The sequence below is a fragment of the Rhodospirillales bacterium genome (assembly GCA_023898785.1).
GTDB lineage: Bacteria > Pseudomonadota > Alphaproteobacteria > Micavibrionales > Micavibrionaceae > TMED27.
This window is the reverse complement of the sequence record CP060239.1, coordinates 294,860-320,693: the sequence shown is the minus strand read 5'-3', so window position 1 is coordinate 320,693 and position 25,834 is coordinate 294,860. Positions and strand designations below refer to the sequence as shown.

Sequence of the window (25,834 nt, the reverse complement as noted above, 5' to 3'; positions counted from 1 at the left end):
CCTTTGCGTTAAAACTTCCCCCTATGGCACAGGCACAGAAAAAACGAACCGTCATTGCGAGGAGCGATAGCGACGAAGCAATCCAGAGAGAAAAAACTGGATTGCCACGTCGGAGCGTTGCTCCTCCTCGCAATGACGCTAGCGTGTTATCCCGCGTCGAGCGCCCTGCCGACCTCAAAACCCTCTCCGACACGGATCTCCATACCCTCGCCCAGGAACTCCGCCGCGCCACGATTGAGGCCGTCTCCCAGACCGGAGGGCACCTTGGTGCCGGGCTCGGCGTCGTTGAGATGACCGTGGCCATCCACGCCGTCTTCAACACCCCCGAAGACCGCCTGATCTGGGATGTCGGCCACCAATGCTACCCGCATAAAATCATCACCGGGCGCAAAGACCGCATCCATACATTGCGCCAGAGCGGCGGTCTGTCCGGCTTTACCAAGAGAGCCGAGAGCGCGTACGACCCCTTCGGCGCGGGCCACAGCTCAACCAGCATTTCCGCCGGCCTTGGCATGTCCGTCGCTTCAGACCTGTCGGGCGACAATAAAAACGTCATCGCTGTCATCGGCGACGGCGCGATGAGCGCCGGCATGGCCTTTGAGGCTATGAACAACGCCGGAACCCACAAAAATCGCCTTATCGTCATCCTCAACGACAATGAAATGTCGATCGCCCCGCCCGTCGGCGCGATGAGCCACCATCTGACCAAACTTGTATCCTCGAAAACCTATATCGGCGCGCGCGAAGCGGGAAAAAAGCTGATGAACGTCATGCCCGCGCCCCTGCGCCATGCTGCCAAACGCGCCGAAGAATCCGCCCGCACGCATCTGGGCTCAGGCAGCCTCTTTGAAGAAATGGGATTTTACTATATCGGCCCCGTAGACGGCCATGACCTGGACCAGCTTTTGCCCATCCTACGCAATGTCCGCGATAGCCATCATAACGGCCCTATCCTCATCCATGCCCTGACCCAAAAAGGCAAAGGCTATCACCCAGCGGAAAACGCCGTCGACAAAATGCACGGCGTCAAAAAATTCAACGTTATCACCGGCGAACAAGTCAAATCTGACGCCCGCGCCCCCAGCCACACAAGCGTCTTCGCCAAACAACTCATAAAATGCGCCGAGAATGACGACAAAATCACCGCCATCACCGCCGCCATGCCCGACGGCACCGGCCTTGATAAATTCGCCGCCCGCTTCCCAGAGCGCACCTTCGATGTCGGCATCGCCGAACAGCACGCCGTCACCTTCGCTGCCGGGCTGGCCGCCGAAGGCTACAAACCCTTTGTTGCGATTTACTCTACATTCCTCCAGCGCGCCTACGACCAGGTCATCCACGACGTCGCCATCCAGAACCTGCCAGTACGTTTTATGATCGACCGCGCCGGTTTGGTCGGCGCAGACGGAGCCACCCACGCCGGCTCTTTCGACATTGCCTATCTGGGCTGCATCCCGAATATGACGCTCATGGCCGCTTCCGACGCGGCAGATCTGAAAAAAATGGTCACCTTCGCGGCAAACTACGACGACGGCCCGCTCGCCCTGCGCTATCCCCGCGGCGAAGCGCTTGAGGCCATCGCCGAGGACGACAACCCCGTAGAACTGGGCAAAGGCCGCATTGTTTACGCCTCTCCCGTCATTGCGACCCCGGACCTGATCCGGGGGAAGCAATCCATAGCGATTTTATCCTACGGCACCCGCCTTCAGGAATGTTTAAAAGCCGCCAAACAGCTCGAAGAAAAAGGCCAAACCGTCACCGTGGCCGATGCAAGATTTGCCAAACCGCTGGATACCGATCTCATCCAATCACTAGCCACCAACCACCATACACTGATCACCATCGAAGAAGGCTCCCGCGGCGGCTTTGGCAGCATGGTGCTGGAATACATCCATAACGATTCCAATATCCAACATTCCAACATTCCAATCATCCAAACCCTCCACCTCCCCGACACCTTCCAGGACCACAATGACCCCACAAAACAGTACGAAGAGGCAGGGCTGACAGCCCAACACATCCTCCGTCATTGCGAGGAATGAAATGACGAAGCAATCCATATGAAATTAAAGTTTTTACAGTTTGAATACGAATTTGATAAAGACGATGCAAAAATCGTCATTCCTTTAATTTTATGCGGTCCGTAGGACAGAACACCACGGGTTTACCCGTGGATGAATGAGCCCGGAGGCGGTATGTTGTTTCCGTTATGGAAGTTATTACGACTGGGCACAGCGCTTACCGCCTCGAATATCACGTGGTTTGGGTCTGCAAATACCGCCGGAGGGTCCTGAAGCCTGGTGTCTGTGCATACGTGCACAGGGTTCTTCTCAAGCTGTGTCGAAGTATGCCCGGCGTCACGATAGAGACGATTGGCTTTGATCAGGATCACCTGCATATGGTCATGGTGATACCCCCGAAATACGCAATAGCGTCTGTTATGGGCACGATGAAAAGCCAATCGGCGAGCGCCTTGCACAAGCGGTTTGATTTTCTTGCCAAAGTTTACTGGAAGGAAAATATTGTGTGGTCGCCGGGCTACTTCGTAAGCAGCGTAGGCGTTGATGAGCACGTTATTCGCCGTTATGTAGAACGTCAAGGACACCGGGATTCAGGTCAATTCCGCGAGGAATTGTAATGCGCAAAGCGCGGCGCAGCCCCATAGAACCACGGGTTTACCCGTGGGTATCTATTACTACTAGCCCTCATATTCACAGATGTTGCGCCACTAACGTTAATTCTATTGGCCTGTGCTTATTACTTAATATTCTTCTATGGCAAAAAGACATCCGAAAAATTCCAATCAACATATTTTCAATGGATAAAACTAAGATGCCCTCATTGCAAAAGCAGACAAGTTTTTTTGCAAGGATACCAAGGTTACAAATCAGACGAACATTATTTTGCTCTAAGTGCCATGAAACTTCTGTATTAATTGATAGCGGGCTTATAATCCCTTACACAAAAAAACCTTCAAAGCCGGAAAAAGCGTAGCAATAAAATTACGTTATTACGTACCCACAGACCAGTATCAATAAATCTTACCTCCGTCATTGCGAGGAGGCGTGAAACGCCGACGCGGCAATCCATTTATAGATTGCTTCGTCAGGCCTATAGCCTTCCTCGCAATGACGCGTTAAAATCACTCCCATGAAACGCCTCGCCATTTACATCCTCACCAACCACAAGAACGGCACTCTTTACACTGGCGTCACCTCAAACCTTCCCAAACGCATCTACGAACATAAAAACGAAATCACCAAAGGCTTCACAGCCAAATACGATTGCAAAACCCTTGTTTATTTCGAAATCTTCGACGACATGGAAAACGCCATTGCCAGAGAAAAGCAAATCAAAGGCGGATCAAGAAAAAAGAAAATCGATCTGATCAAAAGCATCAATCCTGAATGGAACGATCTATACGACAACATAACATCATAGATTGCCGCGTCGGGGCCATGCCCCTCCTCGCAATAACAAACTATCTTTTTCGTCATTGCGGCCCAGGACTTGATCCGGGGGAAGCAATCCAACCCCTCCGTGCCTCCGCCCCTCCGCGTTTAAAAACCCCCTTGACAAAATAGGAATAATATCCTATTATACCCCTCATGGATATTGAACTAGAAAAACTTCGACAGAAATACCAAACACCGCCTGAAGAAACACCCCAAGCCATCGCCGCTCTCAAAGACGCGCTGGACGATCCCCTGCTGATCAGCGGCTACGATCCTGCCCTGCTTGCCCGCCAGGCCGAAATCCTCGACCGGCTTTTCACCGCCATCCTCGACCAGAAAGTCGCAGGCCGGTTCGACTCCCGCTCTCCCGAAACCGTCCAGCAATGGATGCATTTTGCCCTGCGCATCCAAAAACAATGCACCGATACGGTAAAATCAAAAGCCGCAATCGACTACATGAGCACGCTCAACGCGCTCAACACCGCCCCCTACCCCCGCAAAATCGAAAAACAAAATGATTAACTCGAAAAAAATATACAAAACAACGCATTACCCCTTCTCCCTCGAGAGAGATGCCACCCTCCTTTACCCCCTCTCCCTCGGGGAGAGGGTTGGGGTGAGGGGATATTAAAATGACACAAACCCGCCGCCCATGGCCGGAAAAACGCCGTAAAGCCCAGGCCGAAAACTGCCTGAAGAACCGTCCATTTAACCAAGCCACCGGCCCCAAAACGCCCGAAGGCAAAGCAGCAGTCTCACAAAACGCCCTAAAATCCGGCCTATACACCGCCGATATGCAAGAACTGCGCAAGCTTTTACGCCGCCAGGCCGCATTCATAAAAACACTCCATCCTCCCCCTTGAGGGCGTGTCTAATCCCTGAATAAAAGAACGAAAAACAATGAAAAAAACAGAAAATCTGTGTTTATCCGTGTCCATCTGTGGTTAAATCTCATGATGTCTCTTCCCAGACCTACCGTCGTAATTTTCGACATGGATGGCACCACAGTGCGCCATCTCAACCCGCGCCTGCTCGGGGTCATGGAATGGCTCGATGACATTGTGTTCAAGATATCCCGTCTGTGGACATGGCTCTTTGAACGCAAAGCCCAAGGGCCGCTTTTGCTCGAAAAACCCGATGAGCCAATCAAACCGCCCAAATCAATTATTGTCCACAAAGCCATCCATAAACTGCGCCGCAAACCTGTTGAATTACTGGTCGAGCCCTGCCCCGGCATTTACTCTGTACTCTCATTCCTTAAAACCCGTGAAATACCGATGGCACTGGTCAGCAACGGTCTGGGCAAGGGCTACGGCGACGAAATTGTCAAAAGATTCGGTCTCGACAACTATTTTCCGGTCACGATTTTCCGCGAAGACATACGCAAATCCAAACCCAACCCGGAACCGATCTTACAAGCCCTTGATCACATCAAAGAAAACTTAAACGCCGAAGATGTTGTCTGGTATATCGGCGACCGCCACAAAGATGTCGCCGCCGTCAAAAACGCAGAAAAACTCCTGCCCTGCCCCATCATCCCGCTTTCATACGGTCTGAACGCCGCCGCCGCCATCATCGAGAAAGGCTACGGCCAGAACCACATCCTGATGACCTATCAGGATATGCACGACATATTGGAAAGCATATTTAAAAAGCGCGCCGCGTGATTAGCGAACATCAGCTCCACTATAGATACCCACGGGTAAACCCGTGGTTCTATGGGGCTGCGCCGCGCTTTGCGCATTACAATTCCTCGCGGAATTGACCTGAATCCCGGTGTCCTTGACGTTCTACATAACGGCGAATAACGTGCTCATCAACGCCTACGCTGCTTACGAAGTAGCCCGGCGACCACACAATATTTTCCTTCCAGTAAACTTTGGCAAGAAAATCAAACCGCTTGTGCAAGGCGCTCGCCGATTGGCTTTTCATCGTGCCCATAACAGACGCTATTGCGTATTTCGGGGGTATCACCATGACCATATGCAGGTGATCCTGACCAAAGCCAATCGTCTCTATCGTGACGCCGGGCATACTTCGACACAGCTTGAGAAGAACCCTGTGCACGTATGCACAGACACCAGGCTTCAGGACCCTCCGGCGGTATTTGCAGACCCAAACCACGTGATATTCGAGGCGGTAAGCGCTGTGCCCAGTCGTAATAACTTCCATAACGGAAACAACATACCGCCTCCGGGCTCATTCATCCACGGGTAAACCCGTGGTGTTCTGTCCTACGGACCGCATAAGCACCCCTTGCGTACAATTCGCCCAGAGCGGCAAAAATTTAACGCCTTGCATGTGTATGGATGTCACGGACGACTATCAACCTGTTTTCATCAAATCTGAAGGTGGTTGTTCTTAATATTTTCACAAATAGGCTTGTTACTAAATTAACCTATTTTTGCAACAGGTCTATTCAAAGAGAGTAGTTTGCAGACCGTTTATCGCAGAATTTAGCGAATCTGCAACGCCTCATAAACAATATAGTCTTGCGGATTTTCATGCACCTGCAACAACTCCAAAGCAGGCTCCGCCGCCTCAAAGAACCGCTCCTGCCATGCAGCCGCCCGCCCCATCTGCGAAATCACGCCGCTTTGCGTATCCAGCAATTCCAAAATCTGCTCCAGCGGTGTTTTCGGCTTCGGATAAACCACAACATTCAAATCCTTACGGCTTTCAACCTTCGCCAGTTCGGCCGCATAATCCAAAGCATCCTCCAAACCGCCAAGCTCATCCACCAGCCCGGCCTCAAGCGCTCTCCGCCCGGTCCACACGCGTCCACCGGCAACCTTATCCACTGCGTCCTTCTCCATGCCCCGCCCCTTGGCCACACGCGCAATGAAATTGTCATATACATTGTCCAGCATCGCATTGATCCGCTCTGCCTCGCTCGCGCTAAACGGCGTATTGGCAGACCACAGACCTGCATTCTTGCCCCAATGAATCTTTTCCCAATTCACACCCAATTTTCCAAACAGATCACCCAGTGCGAATTTTCCGCCAACAACGCCGATCGATCCGGTGAGCGTCGTCGGCAATGCATAAATCTTATCCGCATACGCAGCAATCCAGTATCCACCGGAAGCCGCCGTCGCACCCATAGACACAATCACCGGCTTTCCGCGCTCGCGGGCTTTTTCCACCGCGCGCAAAATGCTCTCCGACGCAGATGGCGATCCGCCAGGACTATCAATCCGCAGCACAATAACCTCAACATCCTCATCCTTCGACGCCTTCAAAATCGCCGGAGCAATTTCATCAGCCGCCGCAATACCGTCACCGCCAAAACCGCCACCGTCTCCAGACGGCATAATCGCCCCAACAGCATAAACGAGCGCCACTTTAGCCTTCTCGCCGACCATCAAACCATGGGCTTTCTTTTCCATCACCCGGCCATAATCTTTCAGATCAATCAGCTCAAGCCCGTCTGCATCGCGCTCCCCGGTTATAAGCTCAGCCACATTATCCAGCAGCACATCGCCATAATCCGCATGCGTAATCAGGCCAGCTTCTTCCGCCTCCGGCGCCGTAAACAATCCCTTATTCACCAGCTTCTCGAACGCCGCCTCGCTCATTCCACGATCCGCAGGAATCTGCTCCAGCATTTCAAAACGAATGTCATTAACAATCGCGCCCAACTCTTCACGGTTCGGCGCACTCATAGCCTTATTCGTCAAGCTTTCATAAGCCGTTTTATATTCCTTACGCTGAAAAAATTGCGGACTGATGCCAAGTTTATCAAGCGTGCCACGTGCAAACGGCACCTCCAGCCCTACGCCCGGAATCGACACCACGCCCAAAGGCTGCATCCAAATCTCGTCAAAAGCCGAAGCCAGATAATACCGGCTCAAACCGCCACCGCCTTCACCATAGGAAGAGGAATAGATATGCGCAAATTTCCCGGTTGCACGAAAACGTTTCAGCGCCGCGCGGATTTCCGTGATTTTAGAAAACTCGAAATTCCCGGCATACATCCGCGCGATAATGCCCTTTACCCGCTCATCTTCCCGCGCATAATCCAGCGCATTGACAATATCATGCACCGTCGCACTCGATGCCCCTGCAAACGGATCGGCAAAACTCGGCGGAGACGGCAACTCGCGCAAACCGTCCTCAAACTTCATAAACAACACCATTTCACTGGGGAGCGAAGGTGCCGCAGCCTTCTTCGGCAAAAAGGCAGGCATCACAATCAGTGCAACCAATAAATTGAGCAAAACCAGAAACCCAATCCCCATCGCCATACGCTTCAGCGCCAGCCACAGAATCGGTAAAATCTTCCATTGCATTTTGGGCTGTGCCACCGCACGCGGCATAGCGTTAGAAAAAAACGGTCGATGCTGTCTAAAATTTCGTCGTGACATGAAAAAACTATACCGTCCGCCAAACATGACGAAAAGCTTTTTGAACAGGATTTTTACGAATAGGGATATTTTATTTTTATTGACATAACGATTTGCGGATTCTAAAAAGATTCAAAAATGAATAACGGCATAGAAAATGAGCATTAGGGGTCATAGACAAAGAAGACGGCAAAATATCCGACAGGAACGATACTTCTGCTCGCTCACAGAAACCGCCCGATCCTTTTTTAATCAACAAGCTAAAGCGTTTATAAAATTTCAAGAATATTACGAGAAAAATGGCTTATGGCGCGCTTACCAGCTTTATCAGGAGCAAAACCTTCACAAAATTCCCCAAAACCGAACATATATGGGATCATTGTTATTCCGTAATGGCCGCACCAAAGACGCAGAAGCCATATTCAGACAACATGTTGACCTGACCCCAGATGATTTAAAAGCACGTCAAACACTGGGGGATATATACAGAGTTCTCGGACAAGACAGAAACGCCGAAACACAATATAAATCGATTTTAAACATAGACCCGCATGACACCTATGCCCTCAACTCACTTGGCAAACTTGAAATGCGGCGCGGCCATTTTGACAAGGCAGAAAGCTATTTACAAACCGCGCTCCAACATCATCCTCATAACGCCCCAACCCTCAACTTGCTTGGCAACCTTGAAATGCAGCGTGGCAATTTTGATAAGGCTGAAAGCTATTTGCAAACCACGCTCCAACATCATCCGCATGACGAGATGGCCCTCAACTCGCTTGGCAACCTTGAAATGCAGCGTGGCAATTTCGACAAGGCCGAGAGCTATTTACAAACCACGCTCCAACATCATCCGCATAACTCCCCGGCATATTATGGGCTAGCCAAAGTGGCATGGCTAAAAAATGATAAAAGCACATGCCAAAAGATTATAAAGGAACAGATGCAAAACAATAGAGCATCCATTCCACAAATTATTCTGTTCCTCGCATGTAAATTCGAACAGGAACCGCTACTGCCAATCCTGAAAGAGCAATACGGCGAAAAGAGTGTAGAAAACATGTTAGAGCTAGCTCATCGTTTTGAAAGCGATATTTTTGCAGAACGCACATGGCCGGCAATGCTGAACCCCCTTTACGCGCATCCTGAACTTTATACCCCCGTAAATGGCCGCACAGTTTTGGAAATGGGTGATGTTCCAGACGGAATAAGACAGGCAACGGCGCAAACCGTTACTCTGCGCCACGAGGCCAAAGACTGCGCCCTATAAACACTGGGCCTTGTGGCGGAGCCAGTGATCGGCGAGGACGCAGGCCATCATCGCCTCGCAAACAGGTGCGCCGCGAATCCCGACGCATGGATCGTGGCGGCCTTTGGTGATGATATCGGTTTCTTCGCCGTGTATATCGATGGTCTTGCGCGGCGTAAGGATCGAGCTGGTCGGTTTGAACGCGACGCGCACAACAATATCCTGTCCGGAAGAAATTCCGCCGAGTATGCCGCCCGCATTATTGCTCTGAAACCCGTCGGACCGGATTTCATCGGCGTTTTCCTCGCCGCGCAAAGAAACAGCCTCAAAACCTGCGCCAATCTCCACCGCCTTGACCGCATTGATGCTCATCATCGCCTTGGCCAGATCCGCATCCAGCTTGTCATACACGGGCGCGCCAAGACCGGCGGGAATACCGCTCGCATGCACCTCGACCAGCGCCCCGGCAGAAGACCCGCTTTTGCGAATGCCGTCCAGATACGCCTCTATCTCCGGTACAGCCTCGGCATCAGGCAACCACAAAGGATTTTGTTCCACCTGATCCCAACCCCAGCGATCACGGTTAATCTTTTTCTCACCGATCTGCACGACAGCGGCGCGGATTTTGATCTTGCCTCCGATCTGGTCCTCCAGCACCTTACGCGCTACAGCCCCAGCTGCCACCCGGCAAGCGGTTTCCCGCGCCGAAGACCGCCCGCCGCCGCGATAATCGCGAATGCCGTATTTCTCAGCATAAGTAAAATCCGCATGGCCGGGACGAAACTTGTCTTTGATCTCATCATAGTCCTTGGATTTCTGGTCTGTGTTACGGATCAGCAGAGCAATCGGCGTACCGGTCGTTAAGCCCTCAAACACGCCGGAAAGGATCTCTACCCTATCGGCCTCTTTGCGTTGCGTGGTAAAGCGCGATTGCCCCGGCTTGCGGCGATCAAGGAATCCCTGGATATCCTCAGGTGTTAACGCGATTCGGGGCGGCACACCGTCCACGATCACGCCAATCGCCGGGCCGTGGCTCTCACCAAAAGTTGTATACTGAAATAATGTTCCGAAACGATTACCTGTCATAGCCGTTACTCTAACCCGCTCTAGCCGACATGAACAGCTTCTTTTTGCGCGCTCAACGTCCCTTGTTCAATCACCGCGACGGTAATCCGTGAAATACACACGCGCTTGCCAGTAGCCTCTTCGGTGATATCGGTCTGCCACACCTGAGTCCGCCGGCCCATATGCAGCGGGCGGCATTCCCCAATCACATGCCCTTCGGTTACGGCGCGAACATGGTTGGCATTAATTTCCAAGCCAACAGCACGATAAAGATCGGGATCAATCGTCATCCACGCCGCCACGCTGCCCAGCGTTTCCGAAAGCACACAGCTTGCTCCGCCATGCAAAATACCGAAAGGCTGCGTTGTGCGCTCATCCACCGGCATCCGGCCTTTTAGGAAATCAGGACCAACCTCGCTAAATTCCAACCCGATATGCGTCCCCATATTGGCATTGCGCAGCCCTTCCAGATAATCGAGTGTATAATCTTTAAACCAGATCATTTTCCTCCTCCGTCATTGCGAGCGTAGCGAAGCAATCCACTTGTGCTCCAGAGGGTATAGATTGCCGCATCTGGCTGCTACAAGCCCTCCTCGCAATGACTAAAAAACTAAGCAGCTTCTTCACCACTATCTTTCTTTGGCCCAATGGACGCCAGCAACTCACCGGTTTCCGCCGCGCTGTCAACACTGCACATGCCAACGGTGTGATAGCCCGCATCCACATGAAGCACCTCGCCGGTTACGCCACTACCCAAATCGGACAGCAAAAACAAACCGCTGCGCCCCACATCCTCAATCGTTACATTACGCTTGAGCGGTGAGTTCAACTCATTCCATTTCAGGATATAGCGAAAATCGCCAATTCCCGAAGCCGCCAGCGTTTTAATCGGCCCGGCGCTAATCGCATTCACGCGGATATTCTTCGACCCCAGATCGGCGGCCAGATACCGCACAGAAGCCTCCAGAGCGGCCTTCGCCACGCCCATAACATTATAATGCGGCATCACGCGCTCCGCCCCGTAATAGGTCAGCGTAATGAGCGATCCCCCCTCTTTCATGAGCGGCACCGCCCGCTGCGCCACGCTTGTGAAGGAATAAACGGAAATATCCATCGTGCGGATAAAATTCTCACGCGTCGTATCCAGATACAATCCATCCAGCTCATTTTTATCGGAAAACGCAATCGCATGAACGACGAAATCGACCTGCCCCCACTCATCCTCAATAGCCTTAAAAGCCGCATCCACGCTGGCCTCGTCGGTTACATCGCACGGCACAACAATCTTTGCACCAATCTTCTCTGCTAAAGGACGCACCCGTTTTTCCAGCGCTTCACCTTGATAGGTAAAAGCCAGCTCCGCACCGCTCTGCGCCGCCGCCTCGGCAATACCCCAGGCAATCGAACGATCATTCGCCACGCCCATAATCAACCCGCGCTTGCCTTTAAGAAAATTATTCTGTGCATCCATAGTCATTACTCACTTCATCAATAATATTGAATAAATTTACGATAGCAGCATCCTACACATTTCGAAGTATCCGTCCAGCCCTCATCCAAATCACCACCTTGGTATCATGGCCCTTTCCTGATAATATCACCAAGATCGAAATTTTCACTCGCTACCGCATTTATATCTCATGAATGACCCCTTGCCCGCTACCGAGCATATTTTCAACGCCCTGCGCCGTAGCATCATGGGTGAATTCGAAGATTTAAACATCACTTTTATCCCTTATGCTGATGGTGATATAGAAGCCGCCTTCGAAGCCAAAAAACGGGAGCTGCGTGAACATCCCGCAGGAACCAAGCTCCTCTACCGCATCGAAAAAAAACTCTCTACAGACCCGCAAAACAGTTTTTTTGCCGCGCTTGCAGATCATAAATCAAGCAAAGCCTTGGGCATACTCAAAAAACACTCCGTGATCGCTGCATGCTTCATCAACCAACACGATCTGGAACGTTTTGAAGACCTGAATACAGCCTGTAAATTTATAGGCTACAGCACCGCCTTCGAAGCCATCCATGCTTACCTCGGCCTGCTCCATCCTCCTGGCAACGAAAAACAGCAGAAAAAAACGCCGTCTTCCCCCGCCAGCGAATCTCTACGCACACATCTCAAAGGACAAGCCTTTGCCGTCATGATCATGGAAAGCAGTGGCGAAAAAGGAACGCTACGAACCCTCCTCAAAGCATTGTGCGAATACTCCACCACACCTTCACTATATTTTGAGCCCGAAAAAAACCCTCTTCCCCTCGCCGCCGATGGCATCAATGTCGTCTATAAAGACCTGAAAGATGAAATCCCGCCCAAAACCGGCCCGCTTGAACACACCCACTACATGGCCGAAGAAATCGGCAACACCTATGATGATATTAGCCTGCGCCAATGGATCAGATTCTGCTACGGCGCCCAGGAAATGGCCTGGGCCGGAACCAGCCAAAACGACATCCTCAGCGCTGCCGTGTATGGGTCTGACACCCCTCACATTCGTTCCTATGCCCATATCTGCGCCGAAATGCTTAATATGACGCCAGTGCCACTAAAAAATAACGAAATATACAATCCCTTCACAGAAGATTCCATCAGCGAACGCCTCCATATCCGCGCTTGCAAACGAGCCTTTGCCGAAGTGCGTGAAGCCGTGGAGGAACAAAATAACCCGGCCCTGTTTTTACAAAAAGCCCGCGAACAAACCCGCGCTCTGTTAAAAGGAAGACCACTGGGCTGGTGCGCCCCAGCGCTCATCGAAGCTGAAAACGCCTATCGCTTGTTTAAGGAAAGCCGCACCGCTGAAGAGGAAATAATCGACAACGCATTCGAAGCAAGCTTTTCGCAAATAAAATGGCGCGATATAAAAAAACTAAATAGAAAATTCATCGCTTATCGTCGCAGCGATCAGATATTGACTGCAACCGCCGCATTAGAATTGATTGGCAAAGACGAAACCTACGCACCTTACAAAAATGCCTTCGAAATTTTAAACAATGGATCATAACAACGCATACAAAAGCCGCCCATCAAAAGGCGGCTTTTATACTGTTTATAACGCCATTATAACGTCCCGCATATCGAACCGCTTACGCTGGAAACACCAATAACGACCTGACCGGTAGGACATTGCGTAAAAGGCATGGACGTAAACGGATTTACACATACAACGCCAGGATCTGCACCCGCGCTAACGCGACCAATTTTCTGAACCACTTGACCTGGAGGACATTGCATATCAGCAACATCCCCGCCAATCAATTCAGGATCAAAACAATTACCACCTGAAACATCGCACAACTCTTCCACATAAACACGGTCTGCCTGAAGATCGCCCTGAAGGTGCAGCGCCTGCTGCGGGGTATTTCCGGCGTCCAGACCAATACCGATAGCGCCATCATTCACAGACGAAACACGCGGAATGCGAATATCATCTGTAGGGTCATTCGGGTCGCCAAACGGGATAACGAGATCACCGCCCCGCGCCCATATTTCTCTTGATTGAAAAATTATAAAACGCAGCACATCATCATAGGATTCATCATCCGACTCATTCCAAACCCCTGCAACAAACTTGGCATCTGCGAGGGCGCCGCCGATCTGATGATCACAGTTTTCTTTTTCATTCGGCGAGGGATCATTAGCAGCATCAGCTTGATCCGCAGCAGGCAATAAAAGATCAATACAACTCTCGCCCGGCGCCGAAACCCCCGAACGCACGTAAGCGCCAAGTCCGTTAGCGCCGTGGGAAATAACAACGGCATGCGCTGTGCAGGCTTCATCCAGCAACGACCTATTATTTTCATCGACAACACAAATAGCGCCCATAGTTTCATCAAAAGGCGGCCTGCCGGGCTCGTCGGTAAGATCGAAAGTAACAGCATATGTCAGATAATTATCCCAGCCGTCAAAACCGTCACTTTCAACATATCTTTCGTTCGAAAGAGCGAGATTTGCAGAAAAATCAGCAAGATCGGCAAACGGCACCGCGCCAACTCTAACATTCATATTGTCGCGGCCCAAAACATTTTTAATATTCCCATTCGCAACGTTACAATCAGCGCGCCCATACATGGCATCACCCGGCCCGAGCGTGGGATCCGCCGGACATGGATAGCCGAAAATTTTTGCAAAGTATACCAACTGCTCATTCGCTTTCCGGATAGATTCAAGCGTTTTATTGGAACGTAAATCCCGGTTATACGTGTCAAGGCCGATAGCGACAGCAGACATGGCAAAGCCGATAATCAACAAAACGATAGCCATCTCGACAAGCGTAAAGCCGTTCTGTTGCGAAATTATATTTTCACCCCTACGCAAAATCATGATCGTTCCTTTTCATTATTGGCACAAACAAGCTTTAACATGATGACCATGGACTTTTTTACATAACCTGGCAGGCGGCGAATCAGTACCAAGAATACATGTCCCCCCCACGTGAACAACTGGGCTTACAGCGCCAGCCGCCCCCCCCACGACCTCCCACTTGCCCATGCCCACAGCATCAGGCAAACAATCATCTTTATAAATCTCCTCGGTCACAGTCGGCGGATCCAACGGATGGAGAATATCGCACGTCTTTGTAATCGTGTAGGTACGCTCACCGGAAAACCCGGGCGGACAATCACTGCGCGTTACATTAGAAGGCGGCGGTACAGAACATGAACAATACTGAGCGATAACCGCAGGATCGTTCTTATTCGGATAAATGACCCATGCTCCAGGAGCATCCGAACCGCCACTACACTCGAATTCCGCGTTTTGTGGAATGCCTTTATCATTAAGGGCCTTCAAACCAAGAGGGCAAGGAGCATAAGCCCAAAGAAAAGGAGGAACAGGCTCACAACGGCAAGGATCATCAGGATCGTCGGCCGCCGGTGTCGGCGAAGTGCATGCCCCTCGCGTCAGGTCTCCGCTGACATTACAAACATAAGTCGAGCTTCTAATCTTGCGCCCCTTATTAAAACCAGACGGACACCCTACAGGCGTAATCTTCGTCCCGGTCAAACACCCGCAACCAGACCGGTCTGTTACCTGCGTCGAAAGACCGCTCGGACAGGCCGTTGTTGAAGTCACGACAACATGTCCGGTAAAACTACCGTTACAGTTGTTGCCATCATGACAAGACGCTTTGGAATTCACAACAACGGGGTCGATAACAGGCGTACAATTACACGGATCTCCCCAAGAGGACTGATACTCCCACACCCCGGAATTGCATCTATACTTGGCGCTGCGCGTCCCGCCTGGATTCGTCGGCGCAGTCGATACGGTTATAGTCTCTATTGTATTATGCGGGGCGCTAGGAAGAAGTCCCGATCCTGAACACAGATTTTTACTCTCGGAAGGACAAGACGGTGGCGGCGTAGCATCACAAATAAGCCCTCCGTCAGAATCAACCCCCGTAACAAATTTTCCGGCAGGACACGTCACAATGACCTCATCAGTGCAAACCGGAGCGCCATTTTGAATTCCTGTCATAAACAAGCCTGGACCACAAATGAGTCCCTGATCATGGGATAGATCACCGGCAATAACCTCAGATTTGAAGCATGTTGTGCTCCCGCTGGTAAAATCACAAATCTCTTCAGATTCGACCTTTCCCTCAAGCTCTGACGTACCCGGATTGTCCCGGACAATCAAAGTCCCGTCAACCTGCAAATCTTCACCGGGGTTATTCGCTGCAACAACGCTGCCAATACCGATATCCCCGACAGTTTTAAGGATGGCATCATCATTTGCACCTTCCAGCTCCCACATTGGAATATCCCCATCAAGAGCATAAACAACCAAATCATCATAAGTAGCGGCCGCGCCGTTATTATCCGTCCCGGTCTCTGCAACACGGAAAATCGCATCTACATCGAAATCACAGTTTTGAGATTCCTCGCTTGTCCCCAGACAGGCAGCTCTACGTCCTTCATAACCATAAGCTCCCGCACCATTCTCACCAGCACTTAAAATAATAAAATGCGCAGAGGCTTGCGGCTGTAAAACAGATGCATCAAGTTCATTTTGCACATCAATGACCCCTCCCCCGGCGCTAAATGTTTTTCCAACGGCCAGCGGTTCGGCAACAGCATAAAGCAACCGGTTCTGATAGCCATCATAAGCTTGCCCCTCCTGCAAATTCAGATTTTTAAATGGCAAAGCGCCAATACGCACCCGCACAGGCGCAATGCCGGCAGCAGGAACCCGCGTAGGCGGCACTGTCGAACGATCGAAATACGCAATATTACGCGCGCCCGTAACAACGGCATAACCAAGCGCCGCATCAACATTGCTACCCGCAGCAACAGCCCCAGTATCTGTACAATCACTCTCCACACCGTAGAGAGGTCCATTATTATCCCGCGTTGCATTCAAAGAAGCCGGGCAAGGGTAACGCCCAAAATTATTAACAAATGCTGCAAGGGCTACATTCGCATTTGAAACAGCTATTTTCGTATTTTCCGCGCGAACAAAACGCTGCCTTTGCTCAAGCAACTGAAAAGCCGCAGCGAAAACCAGCCCTATTATCATGGTGACAATGGCCATTTCCACAATCGTAAAACCACCCTCGCTGTAGCGGGCCGGGAAAGAAGGCTTGCGAGTTGTTTTAGTTTGCACATTCATTTGCTTTCTCCACATTTTTTTACTCAATTCTCTTAAGGACATACGTTATTGCAACAAGGTTGCCCAGACGCTGAAAAACCTGTCACATATTGCTGGGGTCCTGGCGCCCCCGGACATGTCGCCGAACTCAAGGTTTGCACAACAATATTGCAACGCACCTGATTATGAGCGACCCCCCTCATAGCCGTACCTGAAAAACCACAACGCATATCAGGCTCTTCGCCCGCAATCGCCTCGGGCTTCATGCAATTTCCGCCGTTCCCGTCACAATACTGATGAGAGTACAAACGGCCCAGTTCTTGAGAATCTAACGGATCAAGGCTGGCGCGAACATTACCGATAACATCAAGCTCCGCTTCCGGCAGAGCGTTATTAATGCCATAAAATCCAGTCGGCGCCCCTGCATTTTGCTGGTCCACAGCAGGATTCCAGTTTGCAAATGGCGCACTGCTAAGCGTTATATTATTGGCAACAAAAATATCATCATAGTTATTCGCATCACTCGCACTCGAGGATTGGCAGGTATCATAAAGAAAAGTCGCCTCGTTATTCGTGATATTGTTACAATTTTCCGCATCTGCAGCGGCCATATCACACGCTCGCGCAGGCGCAGCGTTATTAGCATTGTAATACGCGCCATTGCCATTTTTGCCATGTGAGAAAATGACATAATGAACATTATTAACCGGACCATAGACCTGAGCCGGTGGAACCGCGCCGGGAACAAGCAGGCTTGTATCCGTACAAACATTATCCGCCGCAGGATCTGCAGTTGCGTCAAGCACTGTAGGATGCCGCATCACAAAATCTTCACGGATGGTTATACCACCGAATATGCCGGCAAATGTAGCCTCATTTGTAAGCAAACCGGACACTGCATAAGTCAATTTATTATTCCAGGAATCAAGAGCTTCATGGGGAGATAAACTTAATGACTTAAAAGGGAGCATCCCCATATAAACCGGATCATTACCGCCAACGCCATCTGCATCCAAAGCCGATGTAACTGTAAAAGGACCCAGCGCCGTTGCGCTCGTATCACACTGCCCGGTTCCGCCAAAATCGCGCAATTCCACGCCGAAATCAGCATCGCTAGGACCAAGTCTGGGGTCTGCCGGACAAGGATAACGGTTATTCACAAAGTAATATTGCTCAATGGCATCTCTTGCATTTTGAGCTCTGCCCGCCGTCAATTGCTGCTTCGATGTCAAAAGCCAAATACGATATTGCTGAACAAGAGGAGCGGCCAATATACCAATAACTAACAACGCAACCGCAACATCAATCAGTGTGAAACCGTTTTCAGACTTTAAAATCTTGTGTTGTAAAAATTTGTTATCCAAAGTTACGCCCCATATTCTTAATTTTCACCCGTATTCATCTACAACGTTAAATACGTATTTGATTCCACATACCTCAAGGCAGACAAATTTTCCCTCTCTTACCAAGACTAGCAAAAATTAGTTAAAATTAGTTAAAATTTTATATTGATAACAAATAAAAATATAACACATTGATAAATAATGATTTTTTATTCAAAAAAAATTACAGCAACCAACACAAAATCTTCTCAATGTGTAAATTTTGTACTTATCAAATTGTAAATATGATAATTTTCAAAGGGGAAATATAAAAAAGCTGTCTCATGGGAGGCAGCTTTTTTACTTTAATAAGGATAGCAAGAGACAGGTACTAGCTGACAACTTCCCACGTACCATCATCATTCTTACATGCTGTACCGACAGCCGTTTCCTGACGCCCGCCGACATAGATCATTTGTTCATATTCACGGCAATAACGCCCATAAGAACTTTGCCCGTCACGCACAGGCGTTACCGTACCATAGTTCCCACTTTCAGGATTATTCCATGAGACCGACTCACCAATCGGCGCCGTTTGCGCACGTTGATTGGCCTGCCCCAGCATAACGCGGTCCGCTTTATCCAAAGATGCGCCAATCTCGCTACCAATGAACGCACCAAGCAAAGCCCCCGCACCGGTCGCCCAGAGCTGGCCGCTCCCGCCGCCAACTTTAGACCCTAACAAACCGCCTACAACCGCGCCGGACACGCCGCCGATTTTTTCTTTCGTGCCGCTATTTTGAATGTTCTCACAACCGCTCGCAACAAACGCCACCAGCACCAAAGGAATTAAAAATAAATTCTTCATAGTCTTCGCCTTTCTTCATCTTGCGATTCGTATCCACGCAGCATATATCGTATTTAGATACATGCAAGACACTATACGTTTATAAAATAGAAACCCTTTGATAAAAATCAAAAAAAGAGCGAATAAAAATGAGCAATAAGATCATAGAGAAATACGGCCCCAACCCCATCGCTCTTTGCAAAGACTGGCTCGCCGAAGCCACAAAAAGTGAAATCAACGACCCAGAAGCCGTTAATCTCGCCACTGCCGATGCCCGTGGCCGCCCCTCAAACCGTATGGTGCTGATTAAAGACATCAGCGATGAAGGCTTTAAATTCCATACCAACGGCGCCAGCCGCAAAGGTCAGGAACTGGAAGCAAACCCCTATGCATCGCTGTGCTTTTATTGGAAATCCACCCGCAAACAAATCCGCATAGAAGGCACGATCCGCCCCGTCAGCGATGAAGAGACGGACGAATATTTCGCCACGCGCTCGAAAGAACGCCAGATTGGCGCCTGGGCTTCGCAGCAATCCGAAACATTCGACGATGAAAACCACATGGACAATGCAGTCGCAAAATTCGTCAAGAAATTCACAAATCTGGATAAAATCCCGAGGCCCCCATATTGGAAAGGCTACCGCGTGAATCCGACTTCAATCGAATTCTGGATTGCGAACAAACACCGATTGCATACCCGTTTTATTTATCGCAAAAACAAGGACGGCCAGTGGGATGCACATTGGATGTGCCCGTGATGCACAAATTATGTGTCATCCCCGCCTTGTGCGGAAATACGGATGCCCGTATAAAACGGGCATGACGTTTTTTAGAGAGTAAAAAGATGAACGCCCAGCCCAAAACCCAAGACCCATCGCCCAACACCCACAGTTTCAGCGCCGATGTTTCGCGCCTGCTCGATATCGTCGCCCACGCGCTTTACACCAATCATGATGTCTTCCTGCGCGAACTCATTTCCAACAGCGCCGATGCTTGCGACCGCCTGCGTTATGCAGCCATTGAAAAACCGGAACTCACCGCCGACAATCCGCAATTTAGAATTCATATCTACAAAGACACCGACGCCCGCACACTCACCGTGGTCGATAACGGCATCGGCATGAGCAAATCCGAACTGATCGACCATCTCGGCACAATTGCCAAATCCGGCACAGCCGCCCTCATGGAAAAAATGAAGGCCGGAGAAAAATCCGGCGGCGATCCCCTTAAATTGATTGGACAATTCGGTGTTGGCTTTTACGCCGCCTACATGGTCGCCAGCCATGTGCGCGTTATCAGCCGCAAAGCCGGTTCAAAATCGATCTGGGTTTGGGAATCCGACGGCGCGAGCGGCTTTAACGTCCGCAAAGCCTCCAAGGACGAAGAAGCGCGGCTCGATGGGGATCGCGGCACTGCCATTATTCTCGACATTAAAGACGAGGCAGCCGAATTCCTCATCAACGAAAAAATTAAACAAACGGTTGAAACCTATTCAGATCATATCGATTTTAAAATCTTCCTCGGCAGCCCCACCGATACCGATACTGGCGAAGGCCAGCCGATAAATAAAGCCAGCGCCATCTGGACACGCTCCAAAAATGACGTCACCAAAGAACAATATGACGAATTTTATAAACACATCACCCACGGTTTTGACGAACCGCTCATGACCTCGCACTGGCACGCCGAAGGCAAGATCGAATTCTCCGCCCTGATGTTTATCCCAACCTTACGCCCGTGGGATCTGTACGACCCTTCACGCAAGAATGCCGTGCGCCTATATGTGCGCCGGGTGTTTATCTCGGATAATGTCGAAGGCCTGACCTATCCCTGGCTGCGCTTCGTGCGCGGTGTTATAGACTCAGAAGACCTGCCTCTCAATATCAGCCGCGAATCTCTACAATATAACCCAATCATTACGCGCATTCGCACCGCCGTAACCAAACATATTTTGAGTGATCTTGATAAGCTCTCCCGCGATGATTCAATTGGCTTCAGCGCCTTTTGGGGACAATTCGGCCCGGCGATCAAAGAAGGGCTGTATGACGCCGAGCAGCACCGTGAAGCCATTTTCAAAATCTGCCGCTTTTACTCCACCCACGACTCTAAAGAAGGAGGGGGCGAAAAATTTACATCCCTCGATGAATATATCGAGCGCATGAAAGAAGATCAGAAAGATATTTACTATATCAGCGGTGAAAATTTGCAGTCCCTTAAAAACTCTCCGCAAATCGAAGGCTTTAGAGCCAAAGGCATCGAAGTCTTGTTCCTCACCGACACCATTGATGATTTCTGGCTACAAAATGTAAGCGATTACAAAGGAAAGAGTTTTAAATCCGTCACCAAAGGCGACATTAACCTGGGCAAAAACAAAGACGAAAAGAAAGACGAAAAAAGCACTGAAACACATAAAGACCTGCTTGAAAACCTTAAAAAACTGCTCGAAGACGATGTTTCCGAGGTACGCATTTCAAACCGCCTGACAGATTCTCCCGTGTGCCTCGTCGCCCCCGAAGGCGGCGTCGATATGCATATGGAACGCGTCCTTAAGATCCATCAAAAATACACAGGCACGTCAAAACCTGTGCTGGAAATCAACGCCGAACATCCCCTCATTCAAAAGCTGGAAACACTCAAAGCAAAATCGGAAGACTTTAAAAACGCAGGCCTCCTGCTTTTTGATCAAGCCAAAATCATCCAGGGCGAGCCCGTAAAAGATCCCGGCGCCTTCGCCCGCCGTATGGCCGGTTTTATAAGCAAAGGGCTGGATTAGAAGCAACCACCGCTTCCATCATAAGAACACCCTGGGATAGAACAAACAGCATCAGGATGATTCCCTCCGCCCATTTTCACAACAACCCCGGTCGAAATCGGAAACGCACCGCTGCAGCCGCCATTATTATTCATTCGATTATTGTAATGCTCTTTCAAATCCATCCCCCCCAGCGCAGCCGGAAGAGACGGCGGCGGGAACGCCTTGAGCAAATTCAAATTCCACTTCGCCGTTCTCGCCCCGGCATTCGGACAAGTATAAGGCAAAGTTCGCGGATCATTCCCTGGCATATCCTTAAGGCTTATAAACAGATCCTTATCATAATCCTGACATCTCAGAAAATTCCATACAGTGTTCATCGACATACAAACCCCGCCGACCGGCCCAAGACCGCCACCATAAGTATGATTAAAATTATTTCCGAGATAGGTATTCATCGGCCCACGCACAAGATTGTTCAAATGCTTGTCAAGCTCAAGCGCCGTGAACGCCCCTCCCGGCGGATCAGGGCCATTCGGACCAAGGTAAATAGGCGTAAAAGGCGAAGCTCCGGCCACCCCTGGTGGCGGAGGATGCCGCTGCCTCCACATCGGATGGTTTGTAAACAAGGGAGCGCCAACCACCCGATCACTAAAAATCCAGTCAGCCGCCGAAGCCAACTCACTAATCCGGTCATTAAAACAAGTATATTGTAAGACACTATCAGCCTTGAGAATAAGACGCGAAGCCGCCTCGACCTCACGCTGCCCCTCCAGCCAGGTACGCGCCTCCAAAACATCCCAAAACTCAGGATCACAGCCCGGAGACTCTTCAATGGGAGCCGCCGCCGCGCGCACATGAATCGGCACCCAAAGTATTGATAATACTACAAAAAGTGCTAAAATTGACCGCACCGCCAAACCCAAACTCACATAATTTTAAATATCATACCTTCTATAGTCTATCACAAGCTTGATAAAACTGCATAATTTGAATTGAGTCCCAGAAGAACAAAAATACCACGCACACTCAATTCTGCAGAAAAATGTAAAGGACTAAAGCATGCCCTGATAATGACGCTCGCTCATTTCTTCAATCTCATCTTCAGAAAAATCGAAATACTTACCAAGCTCCTCAATCATAACTTGCCGCAATAAACCGCCCAGATCCTCTCCTATTTCACACCACATATCAAGAATAGGCCGACGGAACAGAACCAACACATCCTCATCATTCGCCGTTTTTTTCTCAACACCGGGAGAAATCTCCTTTCCACTGCGATAGAGCGCCAACAATTCGTATGTATCTTCCAACTCAAGCTCCTGTTCCAACGTTTCATCAGGAAATTCATCCAGCGAAATCGCCAGACTGTCGCAAAATTCAAGCAATTCTTCGGGAAGAGATTCAAGAATAGAAGCTGCCATTACATTGAGATCATCAATACTTGGCGGCACCGTAAAATTCATAATGATTTGTTTTGCACTCATCGGCTTTGCCTCTCATGGAACTCGGCCAACTCCTCACGCAAATATCACAAAACATCCGTGAAGAAGGCCGTAAAACCACAATGATTCTTTAATGCCTTCATGCTACGCTCAAAAAGGAATACGGACAATGCCCCACACAACAATTGAAAAAATTGATCCACATACCCCGCCGAATCAAACGCATTATCTCTGGACAAACTATTGCAATGACAAAAGAGATTGAGCAGTATGAAACCATGATTAAAACCATTCTAGACGCTCTGGATAAACACGACATAAACTTGGCCACTGGCGTACCTGATGGCTGGCTTGTACCCATGATTAACGGACTGAGCGAAGACAAACGTTTCGATTACATCCCCGCCGCACGCGAAGAAGAATGTTTTGGCATCGCCGCAGGCGCGGCCATGAGCGGACAGCGCGCTTTGGTTTTAATGCAAAATTCCGGCTTCCTGAACTCTGTAGGCGCCTTCACAACGCTTTGCCAAAAATACCAAACGCCGTTTGTCTGCCTGATTGCCCATCGCGGCGGAATCAACGATTCAAACAGCTATGACCCCAATAAATATAAAAGTTTCGAAGCACTTACGCGGGCAGTGAATATATTCGTTTATCCCTCATCGTGGGAAAATTTGCCACTCAACATTCCCAAAGCAATCGCACGCTCGGAAGGCGCAGGCGAGCCAGCCTTCATCACCCTCTCAGAAGGGCTAAAGGCATGAAACAATCCGAAGCATTTGAAAGGCTCACAAAGATCGCCGAAGACCGCAATGCTCTGATTGTTGCCGATATTGGCTCACAATCTCTCTGGCTGAAAGAAGCCAAAGACCGCCCGGAAAACCTCTACCTCTCCGGCCCTATGGGCATGGCCTCTTCCGTAGCCCTGGGCGTAGCAATGGCATGTAAAGACCGCGCCGTCATCGCCGCTTGCGGAGACGGCGCACTAGGCATGAATCTCAGCTCACTGGCCACAATATCCAATGCAGCGCCAAAAAACCTGAGCGTAGTTGTGATGGATAATAGCATCTACGAATTCACAAAATCACTTCCTACACCAACCAGAGGTATAAACTGGAACCACATATCATTGGCCTGTCCGGGCTTTCAAAGCAACATAGCGCTCAAGGACATGAAAGACCTTGACCTGCTGTCCGGCCCGCATTTCATCCACGCGGAAATCACCCCCGGAAAACTTCCTCCGGACCTGGGCATGAATGCCATAGATGTTCATCACCGTTTTAAAGCCTATTTAAATAATTTGGGGTAAACACTTGGCTGTGCTAGAATGAAAACTGAGAAGTAATTCAGTACGTTAAACAGACTTTACTGATATTCACCAATAACCCGAGAGCATGCGAATCATATGCCTTACAATCTTAATGATGTTAAAATTTTACTCGTTGATGATATGAAGCCTATGCTGACATTAACGAAAAGCATCTTAACAACCTTCGGTTTCACTCATATTTTCACCGCACAAAATGGAGAAGAAGCCTTTAACCTGCTTTGCAAGCACGATCCGGACTTCATCATAACCGATTGGATCATGGAACCGATGGACGGCCTCCAGTTCACTAAAAAAGTTCGCACAGACCCCAGGTCCCCTAACCCTTACGTCCCTATTATTATGATGACAGGATTCAGCTCAAAGCTTCGCGTTGAAGGCGCGCGGGACAATGGAATCACAGAATTTTTAGTCAAACCTTTTACGGCGCAGGATCTCTATGCCAGAGTTTTCCAGATCATAGAAAAACCCAGAAAATTCGTAGATACAGGAGAATTTTTTGGCCCCGATCGCCGCCGTAAAAGCGGCAAGGGCTACGAAGGTCCACGCCGCCGCGATGAAGACCCGGTGAACACACCGACCCAAAACACCCCCGAAGCTCTGAACATTTTAAAGAAATTAAGTGAAGAAGCACAAAAAATCTGAGTAAACTATGAAAAACACACAAAACGTAAAATTCATCACCCCTCCCAACCGACTAAAAATGAAAGTCGGCGGCGGAGGTATTTCTGAAGAACGTATCCAACGGGCACAAGAAGTCATCAATAATTTTGAAATGGACTTCCGTCCTGAAGCCAGAAAACTCGCGATAACTCTCGACAAAGCCACAAATGATGCCATCCAGAGCATCAAGAGCAAAAAGGTTTTCAATAAGGAAAAAATGATCCACCCGGTCATGCAACTTAAAGCCAATGGAGGTATGTTTAAATATTGCCTCCTCACAGACGTCGCTGACATTTGCCTGCAGTTTATGGAAGCCGTCCATGAGTACAATACCGAAGCCATTGAAATCATTAAAGCTCATGAAAATGCCATTCAAATCATCATCAAAAACGATCTCAAAGGTGATGGCGGCCCGGAAGGCTATACCTTGGTACAAGAGCTTCACAAAGCCTGCACCCGCTATTTCAAAAAATACAAAACTTAAAAAACCCTCTCTTCAGACTTTAAGGAATCTTAATTTTTTGATAGGATAATAAGAGGTAGGAAGGAAAGGATTCGCCTATGACAGCAGTGCCCGCAGGGATAGCCGCAGAACGAGCCATTCTCAGGCAGAATGTGGCCCTGTCCGTGATCAAGCAATCCGCAGATCAAGCGCAGGCTTTAGTGCAAATCCTTGATGATGCCGCCCGCTCTGCGCCCATTTCCAGCACCCGCGGCACCAATATCAACACCAGCGCATAAAACCGAATATAATTTGAAAAAACAGCCCGCCCACCA

26 protein-coding genes are annotated in these 25,834 nt (G+C 49.7%); 15 read left to right on the top strand and 11 right to left on the bottom strand.

The features are described from left to right. Positions 1–23: 23 nt before the first annotated feature. From H6859_01695 to H6859_01670, 6 genes are all read left to right on the top strand, one after another. A complete protein-coding gene (locus H6859_01695; GenBank protein ID USO05943.1) occupies positions 24–2,042 on the top strand; it encodes a 1-deoxy-D-xylulose-5-phosphate synthase in 2,019 nt (672 codons plus the stop codon). A 167-nt stretch (positions 2,043–2,209) separates the two neighbouring features. Then, positions 2,210–2,638: an IS200/IS605 family transposase gene (gene tnpA, locus H6859_01690; protein USO05942.1), complete on the top strand. Its 429-nt coding sequence runs from the start codon at positions 2,210–2,212 to the stop codon at positions 2,636–2,638. 512 nt (positions 2,639–3,150) lie between these two features. Beyond that, on the top strand, positions 3,151–3,441 hold the full coding sequence (locus tag H6859_01685) for a GIY-YIG nuclease family protein (GenBank protein USO05941.1): 291 nt from the start codon (positions 3,151–3,153) through the stop codon (positions 3,439–3,441). A gap of 167 nt (positions 3,442–3,608) precedes the next feature. Next, complete coding sequence (locus H6859_01680; GenBank protein USO05940.1) at positions 3,609–3,977, top strand: hypothetical protein; 369 nt, start codon at positions 3,609–3,611, stop codon at positions 3,975–3,977. Positions 3,978–4,087: 110 nt separating this feature from the next. Beyond that, positions 4,088–4,318, top strand: coding sequence for a hypothetical protein (locus tag H6859_01675; protein USO05939.1), 231 nt, complete (start codon positions 4,088–4,090; stop codon positions 4,316–4,318). Between the two features lie 93 nt (positions 4,319–4,411). Next, positions 4,412–5,122 carry an HAD-IA family hydrolase gene (locus H6859_01670; GenBank protein USO06657.1) on the top strand — a complete coding sequence of 237 codons (711 nt, stop codon included), beginning with the start codon at positions 4,412–4,414 and terminating at the stop codon, positions 5,120–5,122. A gap of 76 nt (positions 5,123–5,198) precedes the next feature. Here H6859_01670 and tnpA (H6859_01665) read toward each other — a convergent pair whose 3' ends face one another. Beyond that, positions 5,199–5,627, bottom strand: a complete 429-nt coding sequence (gene tnpA / locus H6859_01665; GenBank protein USO05938.1) for an IS200/IS605 family transposase — start codon at positions 5,625–5,627, stop codon at positions 5,199–5,201. Positions 5,628–5,911: 284 nt separating this feature from the next. After that, positions 5,912–7,747 carry a signal peptide peptidase SppA gene (gene sppA / locus H6859_01660; GenBank protein ID USO05937.1) on the bottom strand — a complete coding sequence of 612 codons (1,836 nt, stop codon included), beginning with the start codon at positions 7,745–7,747 and terminating at the stop codon, positions 5,912–5,914. Positions 7,748–8,171: 424 nt separating this feature from the next. Between sppA and H6859_01655 the strand changes: the two genes are divergently transcribed. Then, positions 8,172–9,071: a tetratricopeptide repeat protein gene (locus H6859_01655; protein USO05936.1), complete on the top strand. Its 900-nt coding sequence runs from the start codon at positions 8,172–8,174 to the stop codon at positions 9,069–9,071. Here the strand turns inward: H6859_01655 and aroC are convergent. The 3 genes from aroC to fabI all read right to left on the bottom strand — a co-directional run bounded on the left by aroC (position 9,066) and on the right by fabI (position 11,586). Beyond that, on the bottom strand, positions 9,066–10,136 hold the full coding sequence (gene aroC, locus H6859_01650) for a chorismate synthase (GenBank protein ID USO05935.1): 1,071 nt from the start codon (positions 10,134–10,136) through the stop codon (positions 9,066–9,068). The two genes, H6859_01655 and aroC, sit on opposite strands and share 6 nt — an antisense overlap. 20 nt (positions 10,137–10,156) lie before the next feature. Beyond that, positions 10,157–10,618: a hotdog fold thioesterase gene (locus tag H6859_01645; protein USO05934.1), complete on the bottom strand. Its 462-nt coding sequence runs from the start codon at positions 10,616–10,618 to the stop codon at positions 10,157–10,159. Positions 10,619–10,725: 107 nt separating this feature from the next. Further along, entirely contained in the window at positions 10,726–11,586 is an 861-nt protein-coding gene (gene fabI / locus H6859_01640) for an enoyl-ACP reductase FabI (protein ID USO06656.1), read from the bottom strand. 169 nt (positions 11,587–11,755) lie between these two features. Here fabI and H6859_01635 point away from each other — a divergent pair, with 169 nt between their 5' ends. Further along, a complete protein-coding gene (locus tag H6859_01635; protein ID USO05933.1) occupies positions 11,756–13,114 on the top strand; it encodes a hypothetical protein in 1,359 nt (452 codons plus the stop codon). Between the two features lie 56 nt (positions 13,115–13,170). On the opposite strand, the gene H6859_01630 is transcribed toward H6859_01635, so the two are convergent. The 4 genes from H6859_01630 to H6859_01615 form a co-directional block, all read right to left on the bottom strand. Continuing rightward, complete coding sequence (locus H6859_01630; GenBank protein USO05932.1) at positions 13,171–14,433, bottom strand: type II secretion system protein; 1,263 nt, start codon at positions 14,431–14,433, stop codon at positions 13,171–13,173. 15 nt (positions 14,434–14,448) lie between these two features. Then, positions 14,449–16,722 carry a type II secretion system protein gene (locus H6859_01625; GenBank protein ID USO05931.1) on the bottom strand — a complete coding sequence of 758 codons (2,274 nt, stop codon included), beginning with the start codon at positions 16,720–16,722 and terminating at the stop codon, positions 14,449–14,451. A gap of 32 nt (positions 16,723–16,754) precedes the next feature. Further along, on the bottom strand, positions 16,755–18,065 hold the full coding sequence (locus H6859_01620; protein USO05930.1) for a type II secretion system protein: 1,311 nt from the start codon (positions 18,063–18,065) through the stop codon (positions 16,755–16,757). Positions 18,066–18,414: 349 nt separating this feature from the next. After that, positions 18,415–18,891 carry a glycine zipper 2TM domain-containing protein gene (locus H6859_01615; GenBank protein USO05929.1) on the bottom strand — a complete coding sequence of 159 codons (477 nt, stop codon included), beginning with the start codon at positions 18,889–18,891 and terminating at the stop codon, positions 18,415–18,417. Positions 18,892–19,019: 128 nt separating this feature from the next. On the opposite strand from H6859_01615, the gene pdxH reads away from it, so the two are divergent. Both pdxH and htpG read left to right on the top strand, forming a co-directional pair. After that, a complete protein-coding gene (pdxH, locus tag H6859_01610; protein ID USO05928.1) occupies positions 19,020–19,628 on the top strand; it encodes a pyridoxamine 5'-phosphate oxidase in 609 nt (202 codons plus the stop codon). Between the two features lie 86 nt (positions 19,629–19,714). Further along, positions 19,715–21,643, top strand: a complete 1,929-nt coding sequence (htpG, locus tag H6859_01605) for a molecular chaperone HtpG (protein USO05927.1) — start codon at positions 19,715–19,717, stop codon at positions 21,641–21,643. Here the strand turns inward: htpG and H6859_01600 are convergent. Further along, the gene (locus tag H6859_01600) at positions 21,640–22,491 is read right to left on the bottom strand and encodes a hypothetical protein (protein USO05926.1); all 852 of its coding nucleotides are present in this window, start codon (positions 22,489–22,491) and stop codon (positions 21,640–21,642) included. The genes htpG and H6859_01600 overlap by 4 nt on opposite strands. Before the next feature lie 186 nt (positions 22,492–22,677). Then, positions 22,678–23,109, bottom strand: coding sequence for a metallopeptidase family protein (locus tag H6859_01595; GenBank protein USO05925.1), 432 nt, complete (start codon positions 23,107–23,109; stop codon positions 22,678–22,680). Positions 23,110–23,315: 206 nt separating this feature from the next. Here H6859_01595 and H6859_01590 point away from each other — a divergent pair, with 206 nt between their 5' ends. From H6859_01590 to H6859_01570, 5 genes are all read left to right on the top strand, one after another. Next, positions 23,316–23,831: a hypothetical protein gene (locus H6859_01590; protein ID USO05924.1), complete on the top strand. Its 516-nt coding sequence runs from the start codon at positions 23,316–23,318 to the stop codon at positions 23,829–23,831. Next, complete coding sequence (locus H6859_01585; GenBank protein USO05923.1) at positions 23,828–24,376, top strand: sulfopyruvate decarboxylase subunit beta; 549 nt, start codon at positions 23,828–23,830, stop codon at positions 24,374–24,376. The genes H6859_01590 and H6859_01585 overlap by 4 nt, the downstream gene beginning before the upstream one ends. A 96-nt stretch (positions 24,377–24,472) precedes the next feature. After that, complete coding sequence (locus H6859_01580; protein USO05922.1) at positions 24,473–25,039, top strand: response regulator; 567 nt, start codon at positions 24,473–24,475, stop codon at positions 25,037–25,039. A gap of 7 nt (positions 25,040–25,046) precedes the next feature. Next, entirely contained in the window at positions 25,047–25,541 is a 495-nt protein-coding gene (locus H6859_01575) for a hypothetical protein (protein ID USO05921.1), read from the top strand. Positions 25,542–25,618: 77 nt separating this feature from the next. Beyond that, entirely contained in the window at positions 25,619–25,798 is a 180-nt protein-coding gene (locus tag H6859_01570) for a hypothetical protein (protein ID USO05920.1), read from the top strand. The last annotated feature ends 36 nt before the right edge of the window (positions 25,799–25,834 follow it).

What these genes read in the sequence shown, in the direction of transcription:
- H6859_01680 (USO05940.1), top strand. Translation starts at nt 3,609, where the DNA reads ATGGATATTGAACTAGAAAAACTTCGACAGAAATACCAAACACCGCCT.
- H6859_01635 (USO05933.1), top strand. Translation starts at nt 11,756, where the DNA reads ATGAATGACCCCTTGCCCGCTACCGAGCATATTTTCAACGCCCTGCGC.
- H6859_01655 (USO05936.1), top strand. Translation starts at nt 8,172, where the DNA reads ATGGGATCATTGTTATTCCGTAATGGCCGCACCAAAGACGCAGAAGCC.
- H6859_01645 (USO05934.1), bottom strand. Translation starts at nt 10,618, where the DNA reads ATGATCTGGTTTAAAGATTATACACTCGATTATCTGGAAGGGCTGCGC.
- H6859_01570 (USO05920.1), top strand. Translation starts at nt 25,619, where the DNA reads ATGACAGCAGTGCCCGCAGGGATAGCCGCAGAACGAGCCATTCTCAGG.
- H6859_01625 (USO05931.1), bottom strand. Translation starts at nt 16,722, where the DNA reads ATGAATGTGCAAACTAAAACAACTCGCAAGCCTTCTTTCCCGGCCCGC.
- tnpA (USO05942.1), top strand. Translation starts at nt 2,210, where the DNA reads ATGGAAGTTATTACGACTGGGCACAGCGCTTACCGCCTCGAATATCAC.
- aroC (USO05935.1), bottom strand. Translation starts at nt 10,136, where the DNA reads ATGACAGGTAATCGTTTCGGAACATTATTTCAGTATACAACTTTTGGT.
- H6859_01595 (USO05925.1), bottom strand. Translation starts at nt 23,109, where the DNA reads ATGAGTGCAAAACAAATCATTATGAATTTTACGGTGCCGCCAAGTATT.
- sppA (USO05937.1), bottom strand. Translation starts at nt 7,747, where the DNA reads ATGCAATGGAAGATTTTACCGATTCTGTGGCTGGCGCTGAAGCGTATG.
- H6859_01630 (USO05932.1), bottom strand. Translation starts at nt 14,433, where the DNA reads ATGATTTTGCGTAGGGGTGAAAATATAATTTCGCAACAGAACGGCTTT.
- fabI (USO06656.1), bottom strand. Translation starts at nt 11,586, where the DNA reads ATGGATGCACAGAATAATTTTCTTAAAGGCAAGCGCGGGTTGATTATG.
- H6859_01685 (USO05941.1), top strand. Translation starts at nt 3,151, where the DNA reads ATGAAACGCCTCGCCATTTACATCCTCACCAACCACAAGAACGGCACT.
- H6859_01590 (USO05924.1), top strand. Translation starts at nt 23,316, where the DNA reads ATGACAAAAGAGATTGAGCAGTATGAAACCATGATTAAAACCATTCTA.
- H6859_01675 (USO05939.1), top strand. Translation starts at nt 4,088, where the DNA reads ATGACACAAACCCGCCGCCCATGGCCGGAAAAACGCCGTAAAGCCCAG.
- pdxH (USO05928.1), top strand. Translation starts at nt 19,020, where the DNA reads ATGAGCAATAAGATCATAGAGAAATACGGCCCCAACCCCATCGCTCTT.
- htpG (USO05927.1), top strand. Translation starts at nt 19,715, where the DNA reads ATGAACGCCCAGCCCAAAACCCAAGACCCATCGCCCAACACCCACAGT.
- H6859_01585 (USO05923.1), top strand. Translation starts at nt 23,828, where the DNA reads ATGAAACAATCCGAAGCATTTGAAAGGCTCACAAAGATCGCCGAAGAC.
- H6859_01670 (USO06657.1), top strand. Translation starts at nt 4,412, where the DNA reads ATGTCTCTTCCCAGACCTACCGTCGTAATTTTCGACATGGATGGCACC.
- H6859_01615 (USO05929.1), bottom strand. Translation starts at nt 18,891, where the DNA reads ATGAAGAATTTATTTTTAATTCCTTTGGTGCTGGTGGCGTTTGTTGCG.
- tnpA (USO05938.1), bottom strand. Translation starts at nt 5,627, where the DNA reads ATGGAAGTTATTACGACTGGGCACAGCGCTTACCGCCTCGAATATCAC.
- H6859_01575 (USO05921.1), top strand. Translation starts at nt 25,047, where the DNA reads ATGAAAAACACACAAAACGTAAAATTCATCACCCCTCCCAACCGACTA.
- H6859_01695 (USO05943.1), top strand. Translation starts at nt 24, where the DNA reads ATGGCACAGGCACAGAAAAAACGAACCGTCATTGCGAGGAGCGATAGC.
- H6859_01580 (USO05922.1), top strand. Translation starts at nt 24,473, where the DNA reads ATGCCTTACAATCTTAATGATGTTAAAATTTTACTCGTTGATGATATG.